Source organism: Pseudomonas sp. MTM4 (genome assembly GCF_019355055.1).
Classification (GTDB): domain Bacteria; phylum Pseudomonadota; class Gammaproteobacteria; order Pseudomonadales; family Pseudomonadaceae; genus Stutzerimonas.
On the sequence record NZ_CP048411.1, the window covers coordinates 419,596 to 437,879 of the forward strand.

The window sequence follows — 18,284 nt, forward strand, 5'->3', positions numbered from 1 at the left end:
ATGTGGGTTCGCCCACGGCTTGGCCAAAAGCGGCTCATTCCGATCAATCGATCGTTTGAAATTGGAGCTTGCCTGCTGATCGAAACGATTGTTATCGTTTACGTAAAGGTCATCCAGCGACCTGCGCCATAACCAACAACAATAATCAAGGTTAGAGGGCATTCCATGGCACCAGAGTTCGTGCTGGAAACGCGCGGTTTAACCAAGGAATTTCGCGGCTTCACCGCAGTGGATTCCGTTGATCTTCGCGTTCAGAAGGGTCACATCCACGCGCTGATCGGCCCGAACGGCGCCGGCAAGACCACTGTCTTCAATCTCCTTACCAAATTTCTGAAGCCCACTCGCGGCGACATTCTCTATCGCGGCAAATCCATCACCGCTATGAAGGCCAACGAAATCGCCCGACTCGGACTGGTGCGTTCGTTTCAGATTTCAGCGGTATTCGGCCATATGACAGTGCTGGAGAACGTGCGGGTAGCGCTGCAGCAAAAGCTCGGCAACTCGTACCACTTCTGGAAATCCGAGCGAACACTGCGCGATCTGGATGAACGCGCCATGCAACTGCTGGCTGACGTGGACCTGCAGTCCTTTGCCCAGACGCTCGCCATCGAGTTGCCCTACGGTCGCAAGCGCGCCCTCGAACTGGCAACCACGCTGGCCCTGGACCCGGTCGTGCTGCTGCTCGATGAGCCCACTCAGGGAATGGGCGGCGAGGATGTTGATATGGTCGTTGCGCTGGTCCGCCGAGCGGCGGCGAACCGAACGGTGCTGATGGTCGAGCACAACCTCAGTGTGGTCAGCCGCCTCTGCGACCGCATCACGGTGCTCGCTCGTGGTGCCGTGCTGGCCGAGGGCGACTACGAGACCGTTTCGGCCAACCCACAGGTACGCGAGGCTTACATGGGCAGCGAAGCCACCGTAGAGGAGGCGCATCCATGACGCCCATGGCCGATCGCGACCAGCTGCGGCTGGATGACCTGCATGCGTTCTATGGCGAGTCCCACATCCTTCATGGCGTCGACATGGTGGTCGGACGGGGAGAGCTGGTGACATTGCTCGGGCGTAACGGCTCCGGACGCAGCACCACCTTGCGCGCCATCATGAACATGGTCGGCCGCCGCACCGGCTCGATCGTGGTCAACGGCAACGAAACCATCGGCATACCCGCCCACCAGATTCCGCGGTTGGGCGTCGGCTATTGCCCAGAAGAGCGGGGCATCTTTTCCAGTCTGAGCGTTGAGGAAAATTTGTTGTTACCGCCAACCGTGCGCAGCGGCGGTATGGGGCTGGATGAGCTGTACGAGATGTTTCCCAATCTTTATGAGCGCCGCTTCAGCCAAGGCACGCGGTTATCCGGTGGCGAGCAGCAGATGCTGGCGATGGCGCGCATTCTGCGTACCGGCGCCAATCTCCTGTTGCTGGACGAAATCACTGAAGGCCTTGCACCAGTGATCGTGCAAAAGCTCGGCGAAGTATTGATCAAACTGAAGAAGCGTGGTTTGACCATCGTTCTTGTGGAGCAGAACTTCCGCTTCGCCGCACCCTTGGCGGACCGTCACTATGTAATGGAACACGGGCAGATCATCGAAGAAATCAGCGCCGCCGAACTGGATTCGAAAAAGGAGTTTTTGAATAGATGTCTGGGGGTCTGACGGCCCGTTCTCAGGAAGGCATGCCGGTTCGGAATACAGCCGGTGAATACAACAACAAAAACAATCACAGTGAGTGACTATGAAAATCATCAAGAAAACCGCAGCCGCCGTTCTCGTTTCCAGCATGATCGCCGGTGCCGCGCAGGCGGAAATCAGTAACGACGAAATTCGCATCGGTTATCTCGCCGATATGTCCGGCACCTACCGCGACCTTTCCGGTCCGGGCGGTCTCGAAGCGCTGAAAATGGCCATCGAGGATTTCGGCGGCAGTGTCGATGGCAAGAAGATCGTGACCTTCAACGCCGATGATTTGAACAAGCCGGACGTGGGCGCCAACACCGTGCGCCAGTGGATCGATGAGCGCAACGTCGACATGGTCACCGGCATGGTGGCTAGCTCCGTGGTGCTGGCAGCCAGCAAGGTGGTGGAGCAGGGCGGCAAGCTTGCCTTGATCTCGGGTGCCGCCGCATCGAGCATCACCAACGAGTTCTGCTCGCCCAACCACATTCACTGGACGTATGACACCTTCGCGCTGGCCAACGGAACCGCCAACGCCGTGCTCAAGGATGGTGGCAAGAGCTGGTTCATCCTCACCGCCGACTACGCGTTCGGCCATGCGATGGAGACGGATATCACGAAGGTGGTCGAGGCCGAAGGCGGCAGCGTGGTCGGCACCGTTCGCCATCCATTCCCGAGCAGCGATTTCTCGTCCTACATTCTGCAGGCACAGGGTTCTGGCGCCGATGTGATCGCACTGGCCAACGCTGGCGCCGATACCGTCAACTCGCTGAAGACCGCCAGTGAATTCGGCGTGACTCAGTCTGGGCAGCGTCTGGCCGGCATGGTGGTGTTCCTCAACGACATTCACGCCATGGGGCTTGAAGTGACTCAGGGCCTGATGCTGACGACTGGCTGGTACTGGGACATGAACGAGGAAACGCGTGCCTGGGCTAAGCGATACGAAGAGCGCATGGGTAGCATGCCGACCATGGTTCATGCCGGTATCTACTCGGCGACCACTCATTACCTGAACGCCGTGAAAGAGACCGGCAGCGACGACACCGAAACCGTTCGCGCGCAGATGGCCAAGACGCCGGTCAATGACATGTTCGCCAAGAACGGCACCATCCGCGAGGACGGCCGCATGGTCCACGACATGTACCTGGTACAGGTCAAGACACCGGCCGAATCCAAGGGCGAGTGGGACCTCTATAAAATCGTCAGCACCATCCCGGGCGACGTGGCGTTCCGCCCGCTCTCCGAAAGTCAGTGCAAGCTGGTTACCAAGAACTGACCGGCCGGACCCGAGCCATCCCCGGTCGCCGATGGCCGGGGCGTCACGGACTTTTCTGGGTAGTGAATCATGACTCTCGTTTTCGGCGTTCCCCTGAGTGTGTTGTTCGGGCAGTTGCTGCTCGGCCTGATCAACGGGTCGTTCTATGCGCTGCTGAGCCTTGGTCTGGCGATCATCTTCGGCTTGCTGCGCATCATCAACTTTGCTCACGGCGCGCAATATATGCTGGGCGCCTTCGCGGCATTCCTCGGGCTGAACTACCTGGGCATCAATTATTGGGCAGCGCTGCTGCTGGCGCCGCTACTGATCGGTTTGCTGGGGATGGGGATCGAACGCGGCCTACTGCGACGCATCGCCGGTGAAGACCACTTGTATGGCCTGTTGTTGACGTTCGGCCTGGCGCTGATCGTTGAAGGCAGCTTCGTCAAACTCTTCGGCGTATCGGGCTCGTCCTATCCGATGCCTGAAATGCTCAAAGGCGGGCATAACCTGGGTTTCATGTTCCTGCCGACCTACCGCGGCTGGGTCATCGTCGCCGCGCTGACGGTGTGCTTCGCTACCTGGTACATGATCGAGCGGACCCGCCTGGGCTCTTATCTGCGCGCTGGTACGGAAAACCCTAAGTTGATGCAGGCATTCGGTATCAACGTGCCGCTGCTGATCACCTTGACCTATGGATACGGTGTGGCGCTGGCTGCCTTCGCCGGCGTGCTGGCGGCGCCGATCTATGCGGTAACGCCTGGCATGGGCTCGAACCTGCTAATCGTGGTGTTCGCGGTGGTGGTGATCGGAGGCATGGGCTCGATCATGGGCGCAATCATTACCGGCCTTGCCATGGGGCTGATCGAGGGTTTGACCAAGGTGTTCTACCCAGAGGCGGCAAACACGGTGATCTTTGTAATCATGGTTCTGGTCCTGCTTGTTCGTCCGGCAGGTCTGTTCGGTAAGGAGGCATGAACATGTCGACTCAGGAAAGCGTTCAAGCGTCTCCGATGACCATCCGTGCAAATGCCGAGCGTGAGCGCCGCCGTGCTGCGCGGCGGCGCCAGAACATCTTCTATCTGGTCCTGTTAGGTGTGGCGCTGGTCGCGCCGATGATGATCTACCCCGTGTTTCTGATGAAATTCTTGTGCTTCGCACTGTTTGCCTGTGCGTTCAACCTGCTGCTGGGGTATGCCGGGTTGCTGTCCTTTGGACATGCGGCATTTTTCGCCTGCGGCGGTTATATCACCGGCTACATGCTCAGCACCTACAGCGGACTGAGCACAGAACTCGGCATCCTGGTCGGAACTCTGGCATCTACGGTACTAGGCGTGATTTTCGGGCTGCTGGCGATTCGCAGACAGGGCATCTATTTCGCGATGATCACCCTGGCCCTGGCGCAGATGGTCTTCTTCGTCTTCGTCCAGGCGCCGTTCACCGGCGGTGAAAACGGCATGCAGGGGGTTCCGCGTGGACACCTGTTTGGGCTGTTCGACATGCAGAACAACATGTCCCTGTATTACTTCGTGCTGGCGGTGTTCGTGCTTGGCTTCGCGATCATCCAGCGCACCATCCATTCGCCCTATGGGCAGGTGCTCAAGGCGATCCGCGAGAACGAGCCGCGGGCGGTATCGCTGGGCTACAACGTCGATGCGCACAAACTGCTCGCGTTCGTTATCTCCGCAGCGCTCACCGGTCTGGCTGGCTCGACCAAAACGGTGGTGTTCCAGCTCGCCTCCTTGACCGATGCCCACTGGCACATGTCTGGCGAAGTGATCCTGATGACGCTGCTGGGCGGCGTTGGCACGCTCCTCGGGCCGATAGTCGGAGCGACCGTGGTGGTGACGCTGCAAAGCTCGCTATCCAGCGGCCCGCTGGGCGAGTGGGTGCATGTGATTCTCGGCGTGATCTTCGTACTGTGCGTGCTGCTGTTCCGCTCCGGCATCGTTGGCTGGTTGGAAAAGCTGATCAAGCGCAACTTCAAATAGCTGGAGGCTGGAATCCGGCCTGGGTGCAACCCATCGCGGTTGGGACTGATGGTTGGTGATCCCGTGCTCTGCGTGGAAATTCCGACTGACGCTTCGCTCCCCCAGATGCAGGGCGTCGAGGGGAGCGAGGGAACGAGCGAAAACAGCCAAAGCCCCGCATGCGCGGGGCCGGATCGGCTCAGGCGTTCTGCCATTTGGCGCTGCGCTTCTCCAGGAACGCGTTGACGCCTTCTTTCTGGTCCTGCGTATCGAAGAGTTCGGCAAACAGCTCGCGTTCGGCGGCCCAGCCGGCGGATTGCGGCGCCTGCCGGGCGTTCATCACCAGACGCTTGCAGCGGCTGACTGAGGAGGGGCTTTGTGCGCTGACGCCTTCGGCGAGTTGGAGCGCGACCTCCAGCGACTGCCCGCGCGGCACTACTTCTTCGACCAGGCCGATCTTTTCCGCTTTCTGAGCATTAATGCGTTCGCCACAAAGGATCATCCGCTTGGCCCAGCCTTCACCGACCAGCCAGGGCAGGTTCTGCGTGCCGCCGGCACAGGGCAGCAGTCCTACCTTGGCTTCAGGCAACGCCATTTGCGCATGCTCTTCGGCGATACGGATATCGCACGCCAGCGCACATTCCAGGCCGCCGCCCATGGCATAGCCATTGATGGCGGCGATGGACACACCGCGGAAATGGCTCAGCGCCTCGAAGGCCCGACCGAACAACGCGGCGACTTCCTGAGCGCTCTGCTTGTTTCCATCGGCAAATTGATTGAGGTCGGCACCGGCGGAGAAAAACTTTTCGCCCTGGCCGGTGATCACCAGCGCGTACACGTTCGGATCATCGTTGAGGCGCTCGATCATCTGTTCTAGAGCGGCCAGCGATTCCCGATCCCAGGTATTCGCTGGTGGGTTGGCAATGGTTAGCAAGGCCGTGTGGTCGCGCATTTCGAGCTGGATCTTCTGGCTCATGTCGGTTCCTTCTTGTTGGAATGATCGGTAGGCGATACAGCGCTCGATGAACGAGCCTAGCAGCGTAAAAATAGTAAACCCATGGTGCTAAATGCAGAGGTATTCTGTGTTTTTGCACAAGTCAGCACGCTCAAGCCAACTGGATGGAGCCTGAAGTGGATTGGGACAACCTGCGTTTCTTTCTTGAACTCTCCCGGGCGGGCAAGCTGACCATCGCTGCGCGACGCCTGGCCGTCGATCACACGACGGTGGCGCGACGCGTGCAGGCACTGGAGAAAACCCTGGACCGGCAACTGTTCATTCGAGCCAAGGCGGGCTATCGACTGTCCGAAGCCGGTCGCGAATTGTTGGTGCAAGCCGAGGCAATGGAAAGCGCCATTACCTCGATCGAACAACCGAGCCTGAGCGCCGACAAGCTGTCCGGCCAGGTACGCATCGGCGCGACCGAAGGCTACGGCACTGTGATGTTGGCCGGTCAGTTGGCCAATCTCACCCGCGACTATCCGCACCTTGGCGTGGATTTGCTAGCGGTCCCGCGTTCGGTGCGGCTGGCGCGGCATGAGGCCGATATCGTCGTCACGTTGGAGCGCCCGGAGCGAGGCCCCTATGTGATCACCAAACTGACCGATTACGTGTTGCGGCTCTACGCATCGGAGGCTTATCTCGCGCAGCACCCGCCGATTCGCAGTCGGGACGATCTGAGCAACCACGTATTCGTCAGCTATATCGAGGACCTGCTCTACAGTAAGGAACTGAACTTCCTCGATGAAATCATGCGGCCGCGCCAGCACTCGCTGCGCAGCACCAGCATTCTTGCGCAGCAGGAAGCCGTTGCGGCCGGCGCTGGGCTGGCGATCCTGCCAGTGTTTGCCGCACGCAAGGAGCCCTTGCTGAAGGAGGTGCTGGTCGAGGAGATCGAGTTCACCCGCACCTTCTGGATGCTGATGCCGGTTGAGAACAAGGACCTGGCTAGGATGCGCGTGTGCTGGGATTTCCTTCGTGAGGTCGCCGCCAGCAGCCAGGATCAGATGATGGGGCGAGCATGATGCGCGAGGACAAGGGCACCATTTCCGTACGGTTGGTGGAAGAAGCGCTGCGGGCCTTCATGACGCCAGAGCAGACGGCCACTGCGCTGCTGCACGCTCTGGATGTTTCACCGATCGACCTCGATGACTCATCGGCGCGGATCGATGTGGTCGAGTACAGCAAGCTATGGCGTCGTCTGGCGCGGCGCTTCGATGACGAATTCTTTGGCATGGATACGCGGCGTATGCGCACGGGCAGCTTTGCCTTCGTCGCGCGTGCGGCCATGGCACAGCCGACGCTCGACGGTGCGCTGCGGCTGGCGCTGGATTTTTTCGGCCTGACCTTGGAGCATTTTCGCGGCACGCTGCACCGTAGCGAGAGTCTGGCCGAGGTCGTACTGCTGGAACGCACGGATTCAACGCCGCTCCGCGCTTTCACGTACTTCACGTTCTGGATGTTGGTGCATGGCCTGGCGTGCTGGCTGATCGGGCGGCGCATCCCGCTGCTGGCCGTGGAACTGCGCTGCAACGAACCAGCCTATACCGATGACTATCGGGTGATGTTCTCAGACAACCTGCGCTTCGCCCGACCCAGCACACGGATCATTTTTGCCGCCGAGATGCTGGACCTGCCGGTGCGACGCAGCGAGCAGGAACTGCATGACTTTCTGGCTCATGCTCCGGCCAACATCCTGGTCAAATACCGCGACACCACCAGCCTCGCCAGCCGCATCAAGGCGCAGCTGCGCGAGCTGCCGGCAGATCAATGGCCGACCAGCGAACTGCTCGCGCAGACGCTGTGCGTCTCACCCTCGACGTTGCGTCGGCGACTGGCCGAAGCCGGAATGCCTTACCAGGCGATCAAGGATCTAGTACGTCAGGAGATGGCCACGCTATGGCTGGCCGATGCCGGCGTCACCTATGCCGAAATCGCCGAGCGCCTCGGTTTCGCCGATGTCAGCTCGTTCTATAAGGCGTTCCGCAAGTGGACCGGTACGAATCCAGGCCAGTATCGTGGGTTGATCCTCCGCGCCGATGAATAGGCCAAGCGTGTTCCTGTAGAAGCAATGAACGTCGTGCTGCAAGATCTGATGGTGCTCCAACCACTCTTGTCTTGGGACAACCAGCGCTGCTGCTGACTACTCCGTCTCGTCGTCAAACCCCGCCTGATACGTCTGGCTACCGGCTCCCTCGCCCCGTTGGGGAGTGGGCTGGGGTGAGGGAACAAGGCTGAGCTATCCACCGGCGCCAAACTGATAACACGGAAGCGTCGCCTTGCTATGAATGTCGGCTACGCCGCGCCGTGCAGGCGATTTGGCCAAAACAGTCATCGCGATTGCGTGCAACGACCATTGTCCGGGCAAACCGGTCTGATGAAGATGGAACCAGCGAGATCCGGCAGCGCGTCTGCAGCGATCCCTAACATTTTCGTGAGGTCATGCTGTGAACATTCAAGACAAGGTTTTTCTGATCACCGGCGGCGCTTCCGGTCTGGGTGCGGCAGCTGCCGAAGCGCTGATCGCCGCGGGCGCGAAGGTCGTGCTGGCGGACATCAACGCCGAGCTGCTGAACGAGCGCAGCGAAGCGCTGGGCGCAAGCGCTCACGGTGTGGTCACCAATGTGTGTGACGAGGTGGCGGCGCAGGCGGCTGTGAATACGGCTGTCGAACATTTCGGCGGCCTGCATGGGCTGGTCAACTGCGCCGGTGTCGCCAGCGGCGAAAAGGTTCTCGGCCGTCAGGGGCCGCACGGGCTGGGCAGTTTCAGCCGGGTCATCGGCCTCAACCTGACCGGCAGTTTCAACATGCTGCGCCTGGCTGCCGAAGCGATGTCGCGCGGTGAGCCGGATGCGCAAGGCAATCGCGGCGTGATCATCAACACGGCGTCCATCGCCGCCTACGACGGGCAGATCGGTCAGGCCGCCTATGCCGCCTCCAAGGGCGGGGTGGTCGCCATGACGCTACCTGTCGCGCGCGAACTCGCGCGTCACGGTATCCGCGTGATGACCATCGCTCCCGGCGTGTTCGAGACGCCGATGATGGCCGGCATGACCCAGGAAGTGCGCGACTCGCTGGCTGCTGGCGTGCCGTTCCCGCCGCGTCTGGGGCGAGCGAATGAGTACGCGGCGCTGGTGCGCCACATCATCGAAAACGACATGCTCAACGGCGAAGTCATCCGCCTCGACGGCGCGTTGCGCATGGCCGCGAAATAATCGGGAGATACATGATGATCAACGATCCAATCGTGATTCTGGGCAGCGCCCGTACGCCCATGGGCGGTTTTCAGGGCGATCTGAAAAGCGTCAGTGCGCCGGAGCTGGGTGCGGCGGCGATTCGCGCAGCGGTGGAGCGCAGTGGCGTTGGCGCCGAACAAGTGCAGGAAGTGCTGATGGGCTGCGTGCTGCCAGCCGGTCTTGGCCAAGCGCCGGCCCGTCAGGCGGCGCTCGGTGCCGGGTTGGGAAAGGCGACCGCGTCCACCACGCTAAACAAGATGTGCGGCTCGGGCATGCAGGCCGCCATCCTCGCGCATGACGCGTTGCGCGCTGGGAGCGTCGATCTGATCGTCGCCGGCGGCATGGAGAGCATGTCCAACGCGCCCTATCTGCTGGAAAAGGCCCGCAGCGGATACCGCATGGGTCATGGCAAGGTGCTCGACCACATGTTCCTCGATGGCCTCGAGGATGCGTACGACAAGGGCCGGCTGATGGGCACCTTTGCCGAAGACTGCGCGCAGAACCACGGCTTCAGCCGCGAAGAACAGGACGCCTACGCGCTAGCATCCCTGCAGCGTGCTCGCGATGCGATCACTAGCGGCCGCTTCGCCAGTGAGATCGTTCCGCTCGACGTCACCCAGGGCCGCGAGCAACGTACGATTCGCGACGATGAGCAGCCGCCCAAGGCGATGCCGGAGAAGATTCCCTCGCTCAAGCCGGCGTTCCGCGAAGGCGGCACGGTGACCGCGGCCAATTCCAGCTCCATCTCCGACGGTGCCGCCGCATTGGTACTGACCCGTCGCTCCGAAGCCGAGCGTCTTGGTTTGAAACCCCAGGCGGTGATCCATGGCCACGCGGTGTTCGCCGATGCGCCAAACCTGTTCCCGACCGCGCCTATCGGCGCCATTCACAAGCTGCTGGAGCGTACCGGCTGGCGTCTCGATGAGGTGGATCTGTTCGAGATCAACGAGGCTTTCGCCGTGGTCAGCATGGTCACCATGCGCGAGCTCGGCCTGGATCACGCCAAGGTCAACGTCAACGGTGGCGCCTGCGCTCTAGGCCATCCGATTGGTGCGTCCGGAGCGCGTATCCTGGTCACCTTGATCGCCGCACTGCGTGATCGCGGCTTGCGCAAGGGCATTGCGGCCATCTGCATCGGCGGTGGCGAGGCGACAGCCATGGCCGTCGAACTGCTCGACTGAGGATCTGCCATGCTGCTCAACGACGATCAAACCAGCATCCGCGACATGGCCCGGCAGTTCGCCCAGGAGCGGCTGAAGCCCTTCGCCGCCGACTGGGACCGCGAACACCGCTACCCGGCCGACGCGATTGGCGAAATGGCCGAACTCGGCTTCTTCGGCATGCTTTGTCCCGAACAGTGGGGTGGCAGCGACACCGGCTACATCGCCTATGCGCTGGCCCTGGAAGAGATCGCCGCTGGCGACGGTGCCTGCTCGACCATCATGAGCGTGCACAACTCGGTCGGTTGCGTGCCGATCCTGCGATTCGGGACTGACGAGCAGAAGCAGCGCTACCTGACGCCACTGGCCAGCGGCGCGCAGATCGCCGCCTTCGCCCTGACCGAACCGCACGCGGGCTCCGACGCCAGCAGCCTGCGCACCCGCGCCCGGCGTGACGGCGACGGTTACGTGATCAATGGCGCCAAGCAATTCATCACCTCGGGCCAGCATGCCGGCACGGTGATCGTCTTTGCCGTGACCGATCCGGACGCCGGCAAGCGCGGCATCAGCGCCTTTATCGTGCCCACCGATACGCCCGGCTATCAGGTGGTGCGCGTCGAGGACAAGCTCGGCCAGCATGCGTCCGACACCTGCCAGCTGGCGTTCGAAGACGTGCGCGTGCATGAATCCCAGCGCTTGGGCGAGGAGGGCGAGGGCTACCGCATCGCCTTGGCGAACCTGGAAGGCGGCCGCATCGGCATCGCCGCCCAAGCGGTCGGCATGGCCCGCGCCGCCTTCGAAGCAGCTCGCGACTACGCTCGCGAGCGTGAAGCCTTTGGCAAAGCTCTGACCGAACACCAGGCCGTCGCTTTCCGCCTGGCCGATATGGCGACCCAGATCGCCGTTGCCCGGCAGATGGTGCTGCACGCCGCTGCACTGCGCGAGGCCGGTCAGCCTGCACTTGTCGAAGCATCCATGGCCAAACTGTTCGCGTCGGAAATGGCGGAAAAGGTCTGCTCGGCGGCCATCCAAACGCTCGGTGGATATGGCTACTTGCAGGACTTCCCGGTGGAGCGCATCTACCGCGATGTTCGGGTCTGCCAGATTTATGAAGGGACGAGCGACATCCAGCGTCTGGTGATTGCGCGTAATTTGGGGGAGTGAGCCCGAGAAGCGGTTCGGGCGTCGTGAGGGTCATCAGGCCGTTCCGCTCCTCTTAGGGCGGGTCGGGCGGCGTTCCGCTTTAGCTCACTACTATGCGCATTCTGGGGGCCTGGTGGGCTGAAGCCCACCCTACGGGGTTGTGTCGGCATGCCTGCGCCTGGGCTGCTCCGGGGCTCGCGTAGGGTGGGCTTTAGCCCACCGCAACGGAGTGATACTGCCGTCTTTGGTGGGCTGAAGCGGAACGCCGCCCGGCCCACCCTACAGTTCCTGCGTGGGTGCGGGGCGCTATGGATGATCCGCGGCGCTTAGGTAGGGTGGGCTTTAGCCCACCGCAATCGAGTGATCCTGGTGCCCATCAATCCCAGCCTGCCGCATCCTCTTCCGAATCCCTGATCGCTCCCGGCGTTCTTGAAAAACGCGGAGCCGGTGCGGCGTGCAGGGCACCGTCGATGTCGCGATAGACGCCCCGTTGTCGCATATGCGGGTGCTGCGCGGCTTCTTCCAGAGTGAGCACCGATGCGAAGCAGGCGTCGGTTCCTTCGAGCAGGGCGCACCAGTCGACCTGGGTTCGGCTGGCGAAGAGGGCGGCGAGCTGCTCGCTCTGTTCCGGCCAGCGGTCCGGATCGGCGCAGCCTTGTCGTAGGCTCTGTGGGGCATCGATTTGCTGCATCAACTCGGCGAAGAATTGCGGTTCCAGCGGTCCGACGGCGATATCGCGACCATCGGCACAGGTGTAGCAGCGGTAATGCGGCGCGGCGCCAGAGAGCAGATTGCGGTCGCGCTCCAGGGATATGGCCCCGCTGGGCAAGAGTCCCGCAAAGAAGCTCATCATCGACGACACACCGTCGACAATCGCGGCGTCGACCACTTGCCCCTTGCCCGACCGTTCTCGCTCCCACAACGCGGCCATGATGCCGAACGCCAGGTACAACGAGCCGCCGCCAAAGTCGCCGACCAGGTTGAGCGGTGGAATGGCAGGACCTCCCCGACCGCCAATTGCCGCCAATGCCCCGGTAATTGCCAGATAGTTGATGTCGTGCCCAGCGCTTTTTGCCAGCGGCCCGGTCTGGCCCCAGCCGGTCATGCGGCCATAGATCAGCCGTGGGTTGCGCGCGTGAACCTGCTCCGGTCCGAGACCCAGTCGCTCCATCACGCCGGGACGAAAGCCTTCGATCAATACGTCGGCGTTTTCCGCCAGCGCCAGGCAACGCTCGCGACCGGCATCGCTGCGGATATCCAGCGTCAGCCGCTTGCGACCGCGGTCCACCACTGGGTTGGGCCAGCCGTTACCGCCGTCACGCTCGATGCGGATGACCTCGGCACCCAGATCGGCCAAAAGCATCGCGCAATGCGGCCCGGGGCCGATGCTGGAAAATTCCAGCACGCGCAGCCCAACCAGCGGGCCTTGGTGGTGTTGAGTATTTTCGGTTGGCATGGATGGCTCCTAAGCGTAGCGGGCGAGGCGCGTAGCGCGTGTTGAACCGGAACCGTTGGCGGCTCCGAGCACAGACGTGCGGCCGGCTTTCCGATGGGCATCACCTGATGGATCGGTGATGCGTACTGTTCCGTAGGATGGGGCAGGCCACGCGGAAGCAACTCATGAGATGCTCCCGAGGTGGATGACCATGTCATCCACCTTATGGGACGCTCCAGTCGCGGTGGGACTCGCTGATGGCTGCACCCCGCAACGCAGAGCGCTGATCGGAGCTGCGTCGGGCTGTGCAGGTTGACGGGAGCGAAGTCCAATGAGCTGGCTTGGCTCCGCAACCCCTCCGTCCTACGGCCAGCAGTGTTGACTACATACTCGCCGCGCTCGCTTCGCTCGCCGGCATGTCTACGAGGTACGAGCGATAGCGGTCGCGCAGGGTTTTCTTGTCGATCTTGCCGGTGGCGGTAAGGGGCACGCTGTCGAAGATCACCGCGTCGGGCATCCACCACTTGACGATCTGTGGTTCGAGATAAGCGAGTACGGCTTGGGTGGACAGTTCGGCATCGTCATGCGGTTCGATGATGAGCAGCGGGCGTTCCTCCCATTTTTCATGCGCTACACCAACCACCGCGGCGATGCGTACGCCTGGGCAGCCCACGGCAACGTTTTCGATATCGATGGAGCTGATCCATTCGCCGCCGGACTTGATCACATCCTTGCTGCGGTCGGTGATGCGCATGTAGCCGTTGGGGTCGAGGGTGGCGATGTCGCCCGTGTCGAACCAGCCGTCAGCATCCAGTGCGCTGGTCTCGCTGCGGAAGTAGCGCTCGACGGTCCAGGGACCGCGCACGAGCAGGGCACCGGAGCTGGTCCCGTCATGCGGCAGATCGTTGCCCGCTTCGTCGACGATCTTTAATTCGATGCCGAATTGCAGGCGGCCCTGGCGGGTCCAGATGGCCTCGTTGGTGGCGGCTTCGCCCAGGGCTGCGAGCTTGGGCGTCGGGGTGGCGACCACGCCGAGCGGGCTGGTTTCGGTCATGCCCCAGAGCTGACGGACGCTGACGCCGTAGCGGGTCTCGAATTTTTCGGCCAGTGCCCGAGGTACGGCCGAGCCGGCAATCACAAGACACTTGAGCTTGCCGGTGTTTTCTCCGGTGCGTTCCAAGTGATTGAGGTACATGGTCCAGATGGTCGGCACGCCGCCGGAGAAGGTCACGCCCTCGGTCTGGATCAGCTCCTGCAGACTGGCGCCGTCCATCTTGTCGCAGGGCAGGACGAACTTGCAGCCGTTGATGGCCGCGGTGAAGGGTACGCCCCAAGCGGTGGCATGGTAGAGCGAGGAGCAGGGCATGATGCAATCGAACGCGGAAAAGCCGAAGGCGCCGGTGAGTCCCGCCGCCATGGCATGCAGGACGACGGAGCGGTGGCTGTAGACCACGCCCTTCGGGTTGCCAGTGGTGCCTGACGTGTAGCAGAGCATGGCGCCCGCGTTCTCATCGAACTGCGGCCAGTCAGTGATCGGTTGCTCCTTGGCGAGCAGCGTTTCGTAGCTGAGCGCACCCACTTCCCCCTGCTCGGTGCGTTGCGCATCGGAGAGCATGATGAAGGTGTGGATGTGTTCCAACCGTGGTCGTACGCGTTCGACCACAGCGAGGAAGCTGCGGTCGAACAGCAACACGCCACTGCCGGCGTGATTCAACGTATAGATGATCTGCTCGTCCGACAAACGGGGGTTGGCGGTGTGCAGGACAGCGCCGATGCCAGGCACGGCGAAGAATAGTTCGAAGTGACGATGCGTGTTCCAGGCCATCGAAGACACCAGATCGCCGGGTTTGACGCCAAGGCTGCGCAGCATTGCGGCTGCTTGGCCGGCGCGCTTCGCCAGGCCGGCATAGTCGTAGCGCCATTGTGGCTCGTCGACCAGTCGCGAAACGATTTCCCTGTCGCCATGGGCTTGGGCCGCATGGGTCAGAATGCCGCTGATCATTAGCGGGGTCTGCTGCATCGTGCCTTTGAGCATCTTCGTATCCTTCTTATTGTTTTCTGGATGGCGGTCCGCGGTGGCCGGCATCTGCCGCTCGGAATACTGCTTCGAGGTGTTTCGTCTGTTGGCCGCCAGGTGTGCGTCCATCTTTGGATCGCTGATCGTTGGCAATCGCTCGCGTTCCCCTGGGTCCTTCGCTCGTTATCTGCTTCCTCCCTTCCGTTGGTTTCGATCACAAACCGTAGTTGTTCAGTTCGCGCGCGATCAGCAAACGCTGGATCTCGCTGGAGCCTTCGTAAATCTGGGTGATGCGCGCGTCGCGGTAGTAGCGCTCGACCGGATAGTCCTCGAGGTAGCCGTAGCCACCGTGTATTTGCATGGCTTTGGAACAGACGTATTCGGCCATTTCCGAGGCGAACAGCTTGGCCTGGGACGCCTCCGAAAGGCACGGCAGGTTGGCGCTGCGCAGGCGGGCGGCATGCAGGATCAACAGGCGCGCGGCATTCAGCCTCGTAAGCATGTCGGCCAGCATGTTCGCCACGCTTTGGTGCTCAATGATGGGCTTGTCGAACTGGATGCGCTCACGGGCATAACCTAGCGCCGTTTCGAAAGCGGCGCGGGCGATACCTAGCGCCTGGGCGCCGATGCCGATGCGTCCACCTTCGAGGTTCGACAGCGCAATGGCTAGGCCCTTGCCGCGCGGGCCGAGCAGGTTGGCCTCGGGAATACGGCAATCGCGCAGGGTCACGCCGCAGGTATCCGAAGCACGGATGCCCATCTTGCTTTCCATGCGATCGACGATGAATCCGGGGTTATCGGTGGGCACCAAAAACGCCGACAGGCCTTTCTTGCCCATATCCGGGTCGGTCACTGCGAAGACGATGGCGATCTTAGCGCGCTTGCCGTTGCTGACGAACTGCTTGGCACCGTTGATTACCCATTCGCCGTTATTCAGCACGGCACGGGTGCGCAAGTTGTGCGCTTCCGAACCGGCCTGGGGTTCGGTGAGGGCGAAGCAACCGATGGCACGGCCAGCAGCCAGCTCCGGCAGCCATTCGTCCTGCTGTTCTGGTGTGCCGTATTTCAGGATGGGGCCACAGCCGACCGAGCTGTGGATGGACATCAGTGCGCCAATGGCGCCGTCGCCGGCCGATATTTCTTCGACCGCCAGGGCGTAGGCGACGTAATCGATATAGGTTCCGCCCCATTGTTCGGGGACGATCATGCCGAGAAGACCGAGGTCGCCCAGTTGGGTCACGGTCTCGTCGCCGATCCAGCCGGCCTGTTCCCAGGCCTGAGCCTTGGGGGCGATCTCGGAGCGGGCGAAGTCTCGCGCCATATCGCGGATCATCCGCTGTTCTTCGCTCAGTTCGATGTCTTGCATTGATCCTCCTCAGGCACCCGCGAAGAAATCGGCAACACGCTGCGGCGTTACTTCATTGAGCGTCGGCGGGTTCCAGCGCGGGTTCTTGTCCTTGTCGACAATCAGTGCGCGCACGCCTTCGATGATGTCGCCCTGGTCGAACCATTGGCGGTCCAGATGAAGCTCCATGGCGAAGCACTCGGCCAGCGACAGCGTGCGACCACGACGAAGCATTTCCAGCGTGACGCTGAGCGATAGCGGCGAACGGCTGTCGATGACCTTGAGCGTTTCGGCCGCCCAGTCGCGGTACTCGGGTCGGTTTTCGTCCGCCAAGGATTCGCGGATGGCCGCAACGCTGTCATGGGCGAAGTGCTTCTCGATGGCGGGGAACAGGGTCTTGAACGGCGCGTCTGGCAGTTCCTTGCTGCCCATGGAGGCGAGCAGGGCGGTGAGTGCTTCGCGGGCCGGAGCGGTCCAGCGCTGCTCGTCCAGCCGTTGTTCCAGTTCGGCGAAGCGCTCGTAGGGCACGCAGTAATCGGCTAGTCCAGCGTAGAGCGCATCGGCCGAACCAACGTGGTTGCCAGTCAGGCCCATATAAATGCCTAGATTGCCGGGCAGACGCGGCAGGAAGTAACTGCCGCCGACATCAGGAAAATAGCCGATGCCAACTTCCGGCATGCCCATGCGTGTGCGCTCGGAAATCATTCGCAGCGATGCGCCTTGGACCAGCCCCATGCCGCCGCCGAGCACGAAGCCGTTCATCAATGCCAGCAGCGGTTTGCTGTAGGCATGGATGTACTGATCCAGCGCGTATTCTTCCTCGAAGAAGACGCGATGCAGGTCTTCGCCGTTCTGGTAACTGTCATACAGCGAGCGAATATCACCACCGGCACAGAACGCTTTTTCACCGGCGCCGCGCAATACCACGGCGACCACGCCCTGGTCGTCGGCCCAATCCTGCAGCTGGCGATAGAGGGTGCGCACCATGGGCAGCGTCAGGGCATTCAGGCCGGCTGGACGATTTAGTGTGAGATAGCCGACGCGGTTGCGGACTTCGATCAGTACCGGCGCTTCTGCCTGGGTCATGCTCAATGCTCCTGGCGGTAAAGTTTGATGATCGCGGAAAAATCCAGCGCACCGTTGCCTTGCATGCTGAAGGCCTGGTACAGCTGCTGCGCGAGGCCACCGAGGATAACCGGCTGGCGCACCTGTTTCGCCGCTTCACTGGCAAGGCCGAGATCCTTGAGCATCAGGTCGGTGCCGAAGCCGCCGCTGTAGTCGCGCGAGGCCGGGCTGTTTTCCACTACGCCGGGAATGGGATTGTAGATTTCAGACGACCAGCAGCGGCCGGTGGACGAATTGATCACGCGTGCCAGCACCTTGGCGTCCATCCCAAGCGCGACGCCCAAGGACATGGCTTCGGCGGCACCGATCATGGAGATACCGAGTAACAGGTTATTGGCAACCTTGGCCACCTGGCCGTTGCCGCTGCCTCCACAGTGGACGATGTTCTTGCCCATCGTCGCGAGAATTGGCTGCGCTTTCTGAAAGTCCGCGTCACTGCCTCCGACCATGAACGTCAAGGTGCCGGCAGCCGCACCGACCGTGCCGCCGGAAACCGGCGCGTCGAGCATGGGATTGCCGTTGTTGGCTGCCGCTGCGGCAACTTCACGCGCACTCATCGGATCGATAGTGGAGGAGTCGATCAGCAATACGCCGGCCGGTACGTGGGCCAATAGTCCATCGTCGCCAAGATAGACCTGACGCACATGCGCGGCCGCGGGCAACATGGTGATGATGACCTCAACACCCGACTTTGCTATCGCAGCGGGCGAGGTTGCTTCCTTCGCGCCGGCTTCCACTAGCCCGGAAACCGCCGCGGCGGATAGATCGAAAACGCTAACCTGATGGCCGGCTTTTAGCAGGTTGTGGGCCATGGGCCCGCCCATGTTGCCGAGTCCGAGAAAACCGATATGCATGGCCGTTTCCTTCTTCTTGTTAGTGGCTACTGGTTATGCTGGCAACAGAGCGCCGCCAATGGTGCGCGGCGCCGATT

At 61.9% G+C, this 18,284-nt stretch carries 16 protein-coding genes; 10 read left to right on the forward strand and 6 right to left on the reverse strand.

What is annotated here, in order from left to right; genetic code table 11:
- Nucleotides 1–165 precede the first annotated feature (165 nt).
- The 5 genes from GYM54_RS01975 (at nucleotide 166) to GYM54_RS01995 (ending at nucleotide 4,916) form a co-directional block, all read left to right on the forward strand.
- A complete protein-coding gene (locus GYM54_RS01975; protein ID WP_131648618.1) occupies nucleotides 166–939 on the forward strand; it encodes an ABC transporter ATP-binding protein in 774 nt (257 codons plus the stop codon).
- Complete coding sequence (locus tag GYM54_RS01980) at nucleotides 936–1,652, forward strand: ABC transporter ATP-binding protein (RefSeq protein WP_197444733.1); 717 nt, start codon at nucleotides 936–938, stop codon at nucleotides 1,650–1,652. Before GYM54_RS01975 ends, GYM54_RS01980 begins: the two co-directional genes overlap by 4 nt.
- 79 nt (nucleotides 1,653–1,731) lie before the next feature.
- Nucleotides 1,732–2,946, forward strand: coding sequence for an ABC transporter substrate-binding protein (locus GYM54_RS01985; RefSeq protein WP_181103844.1), 1,215 nt, complete (start codon nucleotides 1,732–1,734; stop codon nucleotides 2,944–2,946).
- 69 nt (nucleotides 2,947–3,015) lie between these two features.
- Nucleotides 3,016–3,903, forward strand: a complete 888-nt coding sequence (locus GYM54_RS01990; protein ID WP_131648621.1) for a branched-chain amino acid ABC transporter permease — start codon at nucleotides 3,016–3,018, stop codon at nucleotides 3,901–3,903.
- Nucleotides 3,904–3,905: 2 nt separating this feature from the next.
- A complete protein-coding gene (locus GYM54_RS01995; RefSeq protein ID WP_181103841.1) occupies nucleotides 3,906–4,916 on the forward strand; it encodes a branched-chain amino acid ABC transporter permease in 1,011 nt (336 codons plus the stop codon).
- A gap of 178 nt (nucleotides 4,917–5,094) precedes the next feature.
- Here the strand turns inward: GYM54_RS01995 and GYM54_RS02000 are convergent, their stop codons facing one another.
- Nucleotides 5,095–5,871 (reverse strand): enoyl-CoA hydratase, encoded by a 777-nt coding sequence (locus GYM54_RS02000; RefSeq protein WP_131648623.1) that lies wholly within the window; start codon nucleotides 5,869–5,871, stop codon nucleotides 5,095–5,097.
- 155 nt (nucleotides 5,872–6,026) lie between these two features.
- On the opposite strand from GYM54_RS02000, the gene GYM54_RS02005 reads away from it, so the two are divergent.
- The 5 genes from GYM54_RS02005 to GYM54_RS02025 all read left to right on the forward strand — a co-directional run bounded on the left by GYM54_RS02005 (nucleotide 6,027) and on the right by GYM54_RS02025 (nucleotide 11,452).
- Complete coding sequence (locus GYM54_RS02005; RefSeq protein WP_181103838.1) at nucleotides 6,027–6,917, forward strand: LysR family transcriptional regulator; 891 nt, start codon at nucleotides 6,027–6,029, stop codon at nucleotides 6,915–6,917.
- Nucleotides 6,914–7,939, forward strand: a complete 1,026-nt coding sequence (locus GYM54_RS02010; RefSeq protein ID WP_181103835.1) for an AraC family transcriptional regulator — start codon at nucleotides 6,914–6,916, stop codon at nucleotides 7,937–7,939. Before GYM54_RS02005 ends, GYM54_RS02010 begins: the two co-directional genes overlap by 4 nt.
- 400 nt (nucleotides 7,940–8,339) lie before the next feature.
- Nucleotides 8,340–9,107 carry an SDR family NAD(P)-dependent oxidoreductase gene (locus tag GYM54_RS02015; protein WP_181103833.1) on the forward strand — a complete coding sequence of 256 codons (768 nt, stop codon included), beginning with the start codon at nucleotides 8,340–8,342 and terminating at the stop codon, nucleotides 9,105–9,107.
- Nucleotides 9,108–9,121: 14 nt separating this feature from the next.
- On the forward strand, nucleotides 9,122–10,309 hold the full coding sequence (locus GYM54_RS02020; protein ID WP_181103830.1) for an acetyl-CoA C-acyltransferase: 1,188 nt from the start codon (nucleotides 9,122–9,124) through the stop codon (nucleotides 10,307–10,309).
- Between the two features lie 9 nt (nucleotides 10,310–10,318).
- A complete protein-coding gene (locus GYM54_RS02025) occupies nucleotides 10,319–11,452 on the forward strand; it encodes an acyl-CoA dehydrogenase (protein WP_181103827.1) in 1,134 nt (377 codons plus the stop codon).
- A 355-nt stretch (nucleotides 11,453–11,807) separates the two neighbouring features.
- On the opposite strand, the gene GYM54_RS02030 is transcribed toward GYM54_RS02025, so the two are convergent.
- From GYM54_RS02030 to mmsB, 5 genes are all read right to left on the reverse strand, one after another.
- Nucleotides 11,808–12,887, reverse strand: coding sequence for a CaiB/BaiF CoA-transferase family protein (locus GYM54_RS02030; RefSeq protein ID WP_197444734.1), 1,080 nt, complete (start codon nucleotides 12,885–12,887; stop codon nucleotides 11,808–11,810).
- Between the two features lie 361 nt (nucleotides 12,888–13,248).
- Nucleotides 13,249–14,901, reverse strand: a complete 1,653-nt coding sequence (locus GYM54_RS02035; protein ID WP_374105178.1) for a long-chain fatty acid--CoA ligase — start codon at nucleotides 14,899–14,901, stop codon at nucleotides 13,249–13,251.
- 196 nt (nucleotides 14,902–15,097) lie between these two features.
- On the reverse strand, nucleotides 15,098–16,249 hold the full coding sequence (locus GYM54_RS02040) for an acyl-CoA dehydrogenase family protein (RefSeq protein WP_197444735.1): 1,152 nt from the start codon (nucleotides 16,247–16,249) through the stop codon (nucleotides 15,098–15,100).
- A gap of 9 nt (nucleotides 16,250–16,258) precedes the next feature.
- A complete protein-coding gene (locus GYM54_RS02045) occupies nucleotides 16,259–17,314 on the reverse strand; it encodes an enoyl-CoA hydratase/isomerase family protein (RefSeq protein ID WP_197444736.1) in 1,056 nt (351 codons plus the stop codon).
- A 2-nt stretch (nucleotides 17,315–17,316) separates the two neighbouring features.
- Nucleotides 17,317–18,207: a 3-hydroxyisobutyrate dehydrogenase gene (mmsB, locus tag GYM54_RS02050; RefSeq protein ID WP_181103814.1), complete on the reverse strand. Its 891-nt coding sequence runs from the start codon at nucleotides 18,205–18,207 to the stop codon at nucleotides 17,317–17,319.
- Between the last annotated feature and the right edge of the window lie 77 nt (nucleotides 18,208–18,284).

Bases quoted from the DNA above. Each gene is read 5' to 3' on its own strand.
- GYM54_RS01975 (WP_131648618.1), top strand. From the start codon at position 166: ATGGCACCAGAGTTCGTGCTGGAAACGCGCGGTTTAACCAAGGAATTT.
- GYM54_RS01980 (WP_197444733.1), top strand. From the start codon at position 936: ATGACGCCCATGGCCGATCGCGACCAGCTGCGGCTGGATGACCTGCAT.
- GYM54_RS01985 (WP_181103844.1), top strand. From the start codon at position 1,732: ATGAAAATCATCAAGAAAACCGCAGCCGCCGTTCTCGTTTCCAGCATG.
- GYM54_RS01990 (WP_131648621.1), top strand. From the start codon at position 3,016: ATGACTCTCGTTTTCGGCGTTCCCCTGAGTGTGTTGTTCGGGCAGTTG.
- GYM54_RS01995 (WP_181103841.1), top strand. From the start codon at position 3,906: ATGTCGACTCAGGAAAGCGTTCAAGCGTCTCCGATGACCATCCGTGCA.
- GYM54_RS02000 (WP_131648623.1), bottom strand. From the start codon at position 5,871: ATGAGCCAGAAGATCCAGCTCGAAATGCGCGACCACACGGCCTTGCTA.
- GYM54_RS02010 (WP_181103835.1), top strand. From the start codon at position 6,914: ATGATGCGCGAGGACAAGGGCACCATTTCCGTACGGTTGGTGGAAGAA.
- GYM54_RS02020 (WP_181103830.1), top strand. From the start codon at position 9,122: ATGATCAACGATCCAATCGTGATTCTGGGCAGCGCCCGTACGCCCATG.
- GYM54_RS02025 (WP_181103827.1), top strand. From the start codon at position 10,319: ATGCTGCTCAACGACGATCAAACCAGCATCCGCGACATGGCCCGGCAG.
- GYM54_RS02030 (WP_197444734.1), bottom strand. From the start codon at position 12,887: ATGCCAACCGAAAATACTCAACACCACCAAGGCCCGCTGGTTGGGCTG.
- GYM54_RS02035 (WP_374105178.1), bottom strand. From the start codon at position 14,901: ATGCTCAAAGGCACGATGCAGCAGACCCCGCTAATGATCAGCGGCATT.
- GYM54_RS02040 (WP_197444735.1), bottom strand. From the start codon at position 16,249: ATGCAAGACATCGAACTGAGCGAAGAACAGCGGATGATCCGCGATATG.
- GYM54_RS02045 (WP_197444736.1), bottom strand. From the start codon at position 17,314: ATGACCCAGGCAGAAGCGCCGGTACTGATCGAAGTCCGCAACCGCGTC.
- mmsB (WP_181103814.1), bottom strand. From the start codon at position 18,207: ATGCATATCGGTTTTCTCGGACTCGGCAACATGGGCGGGCCCATGGCC.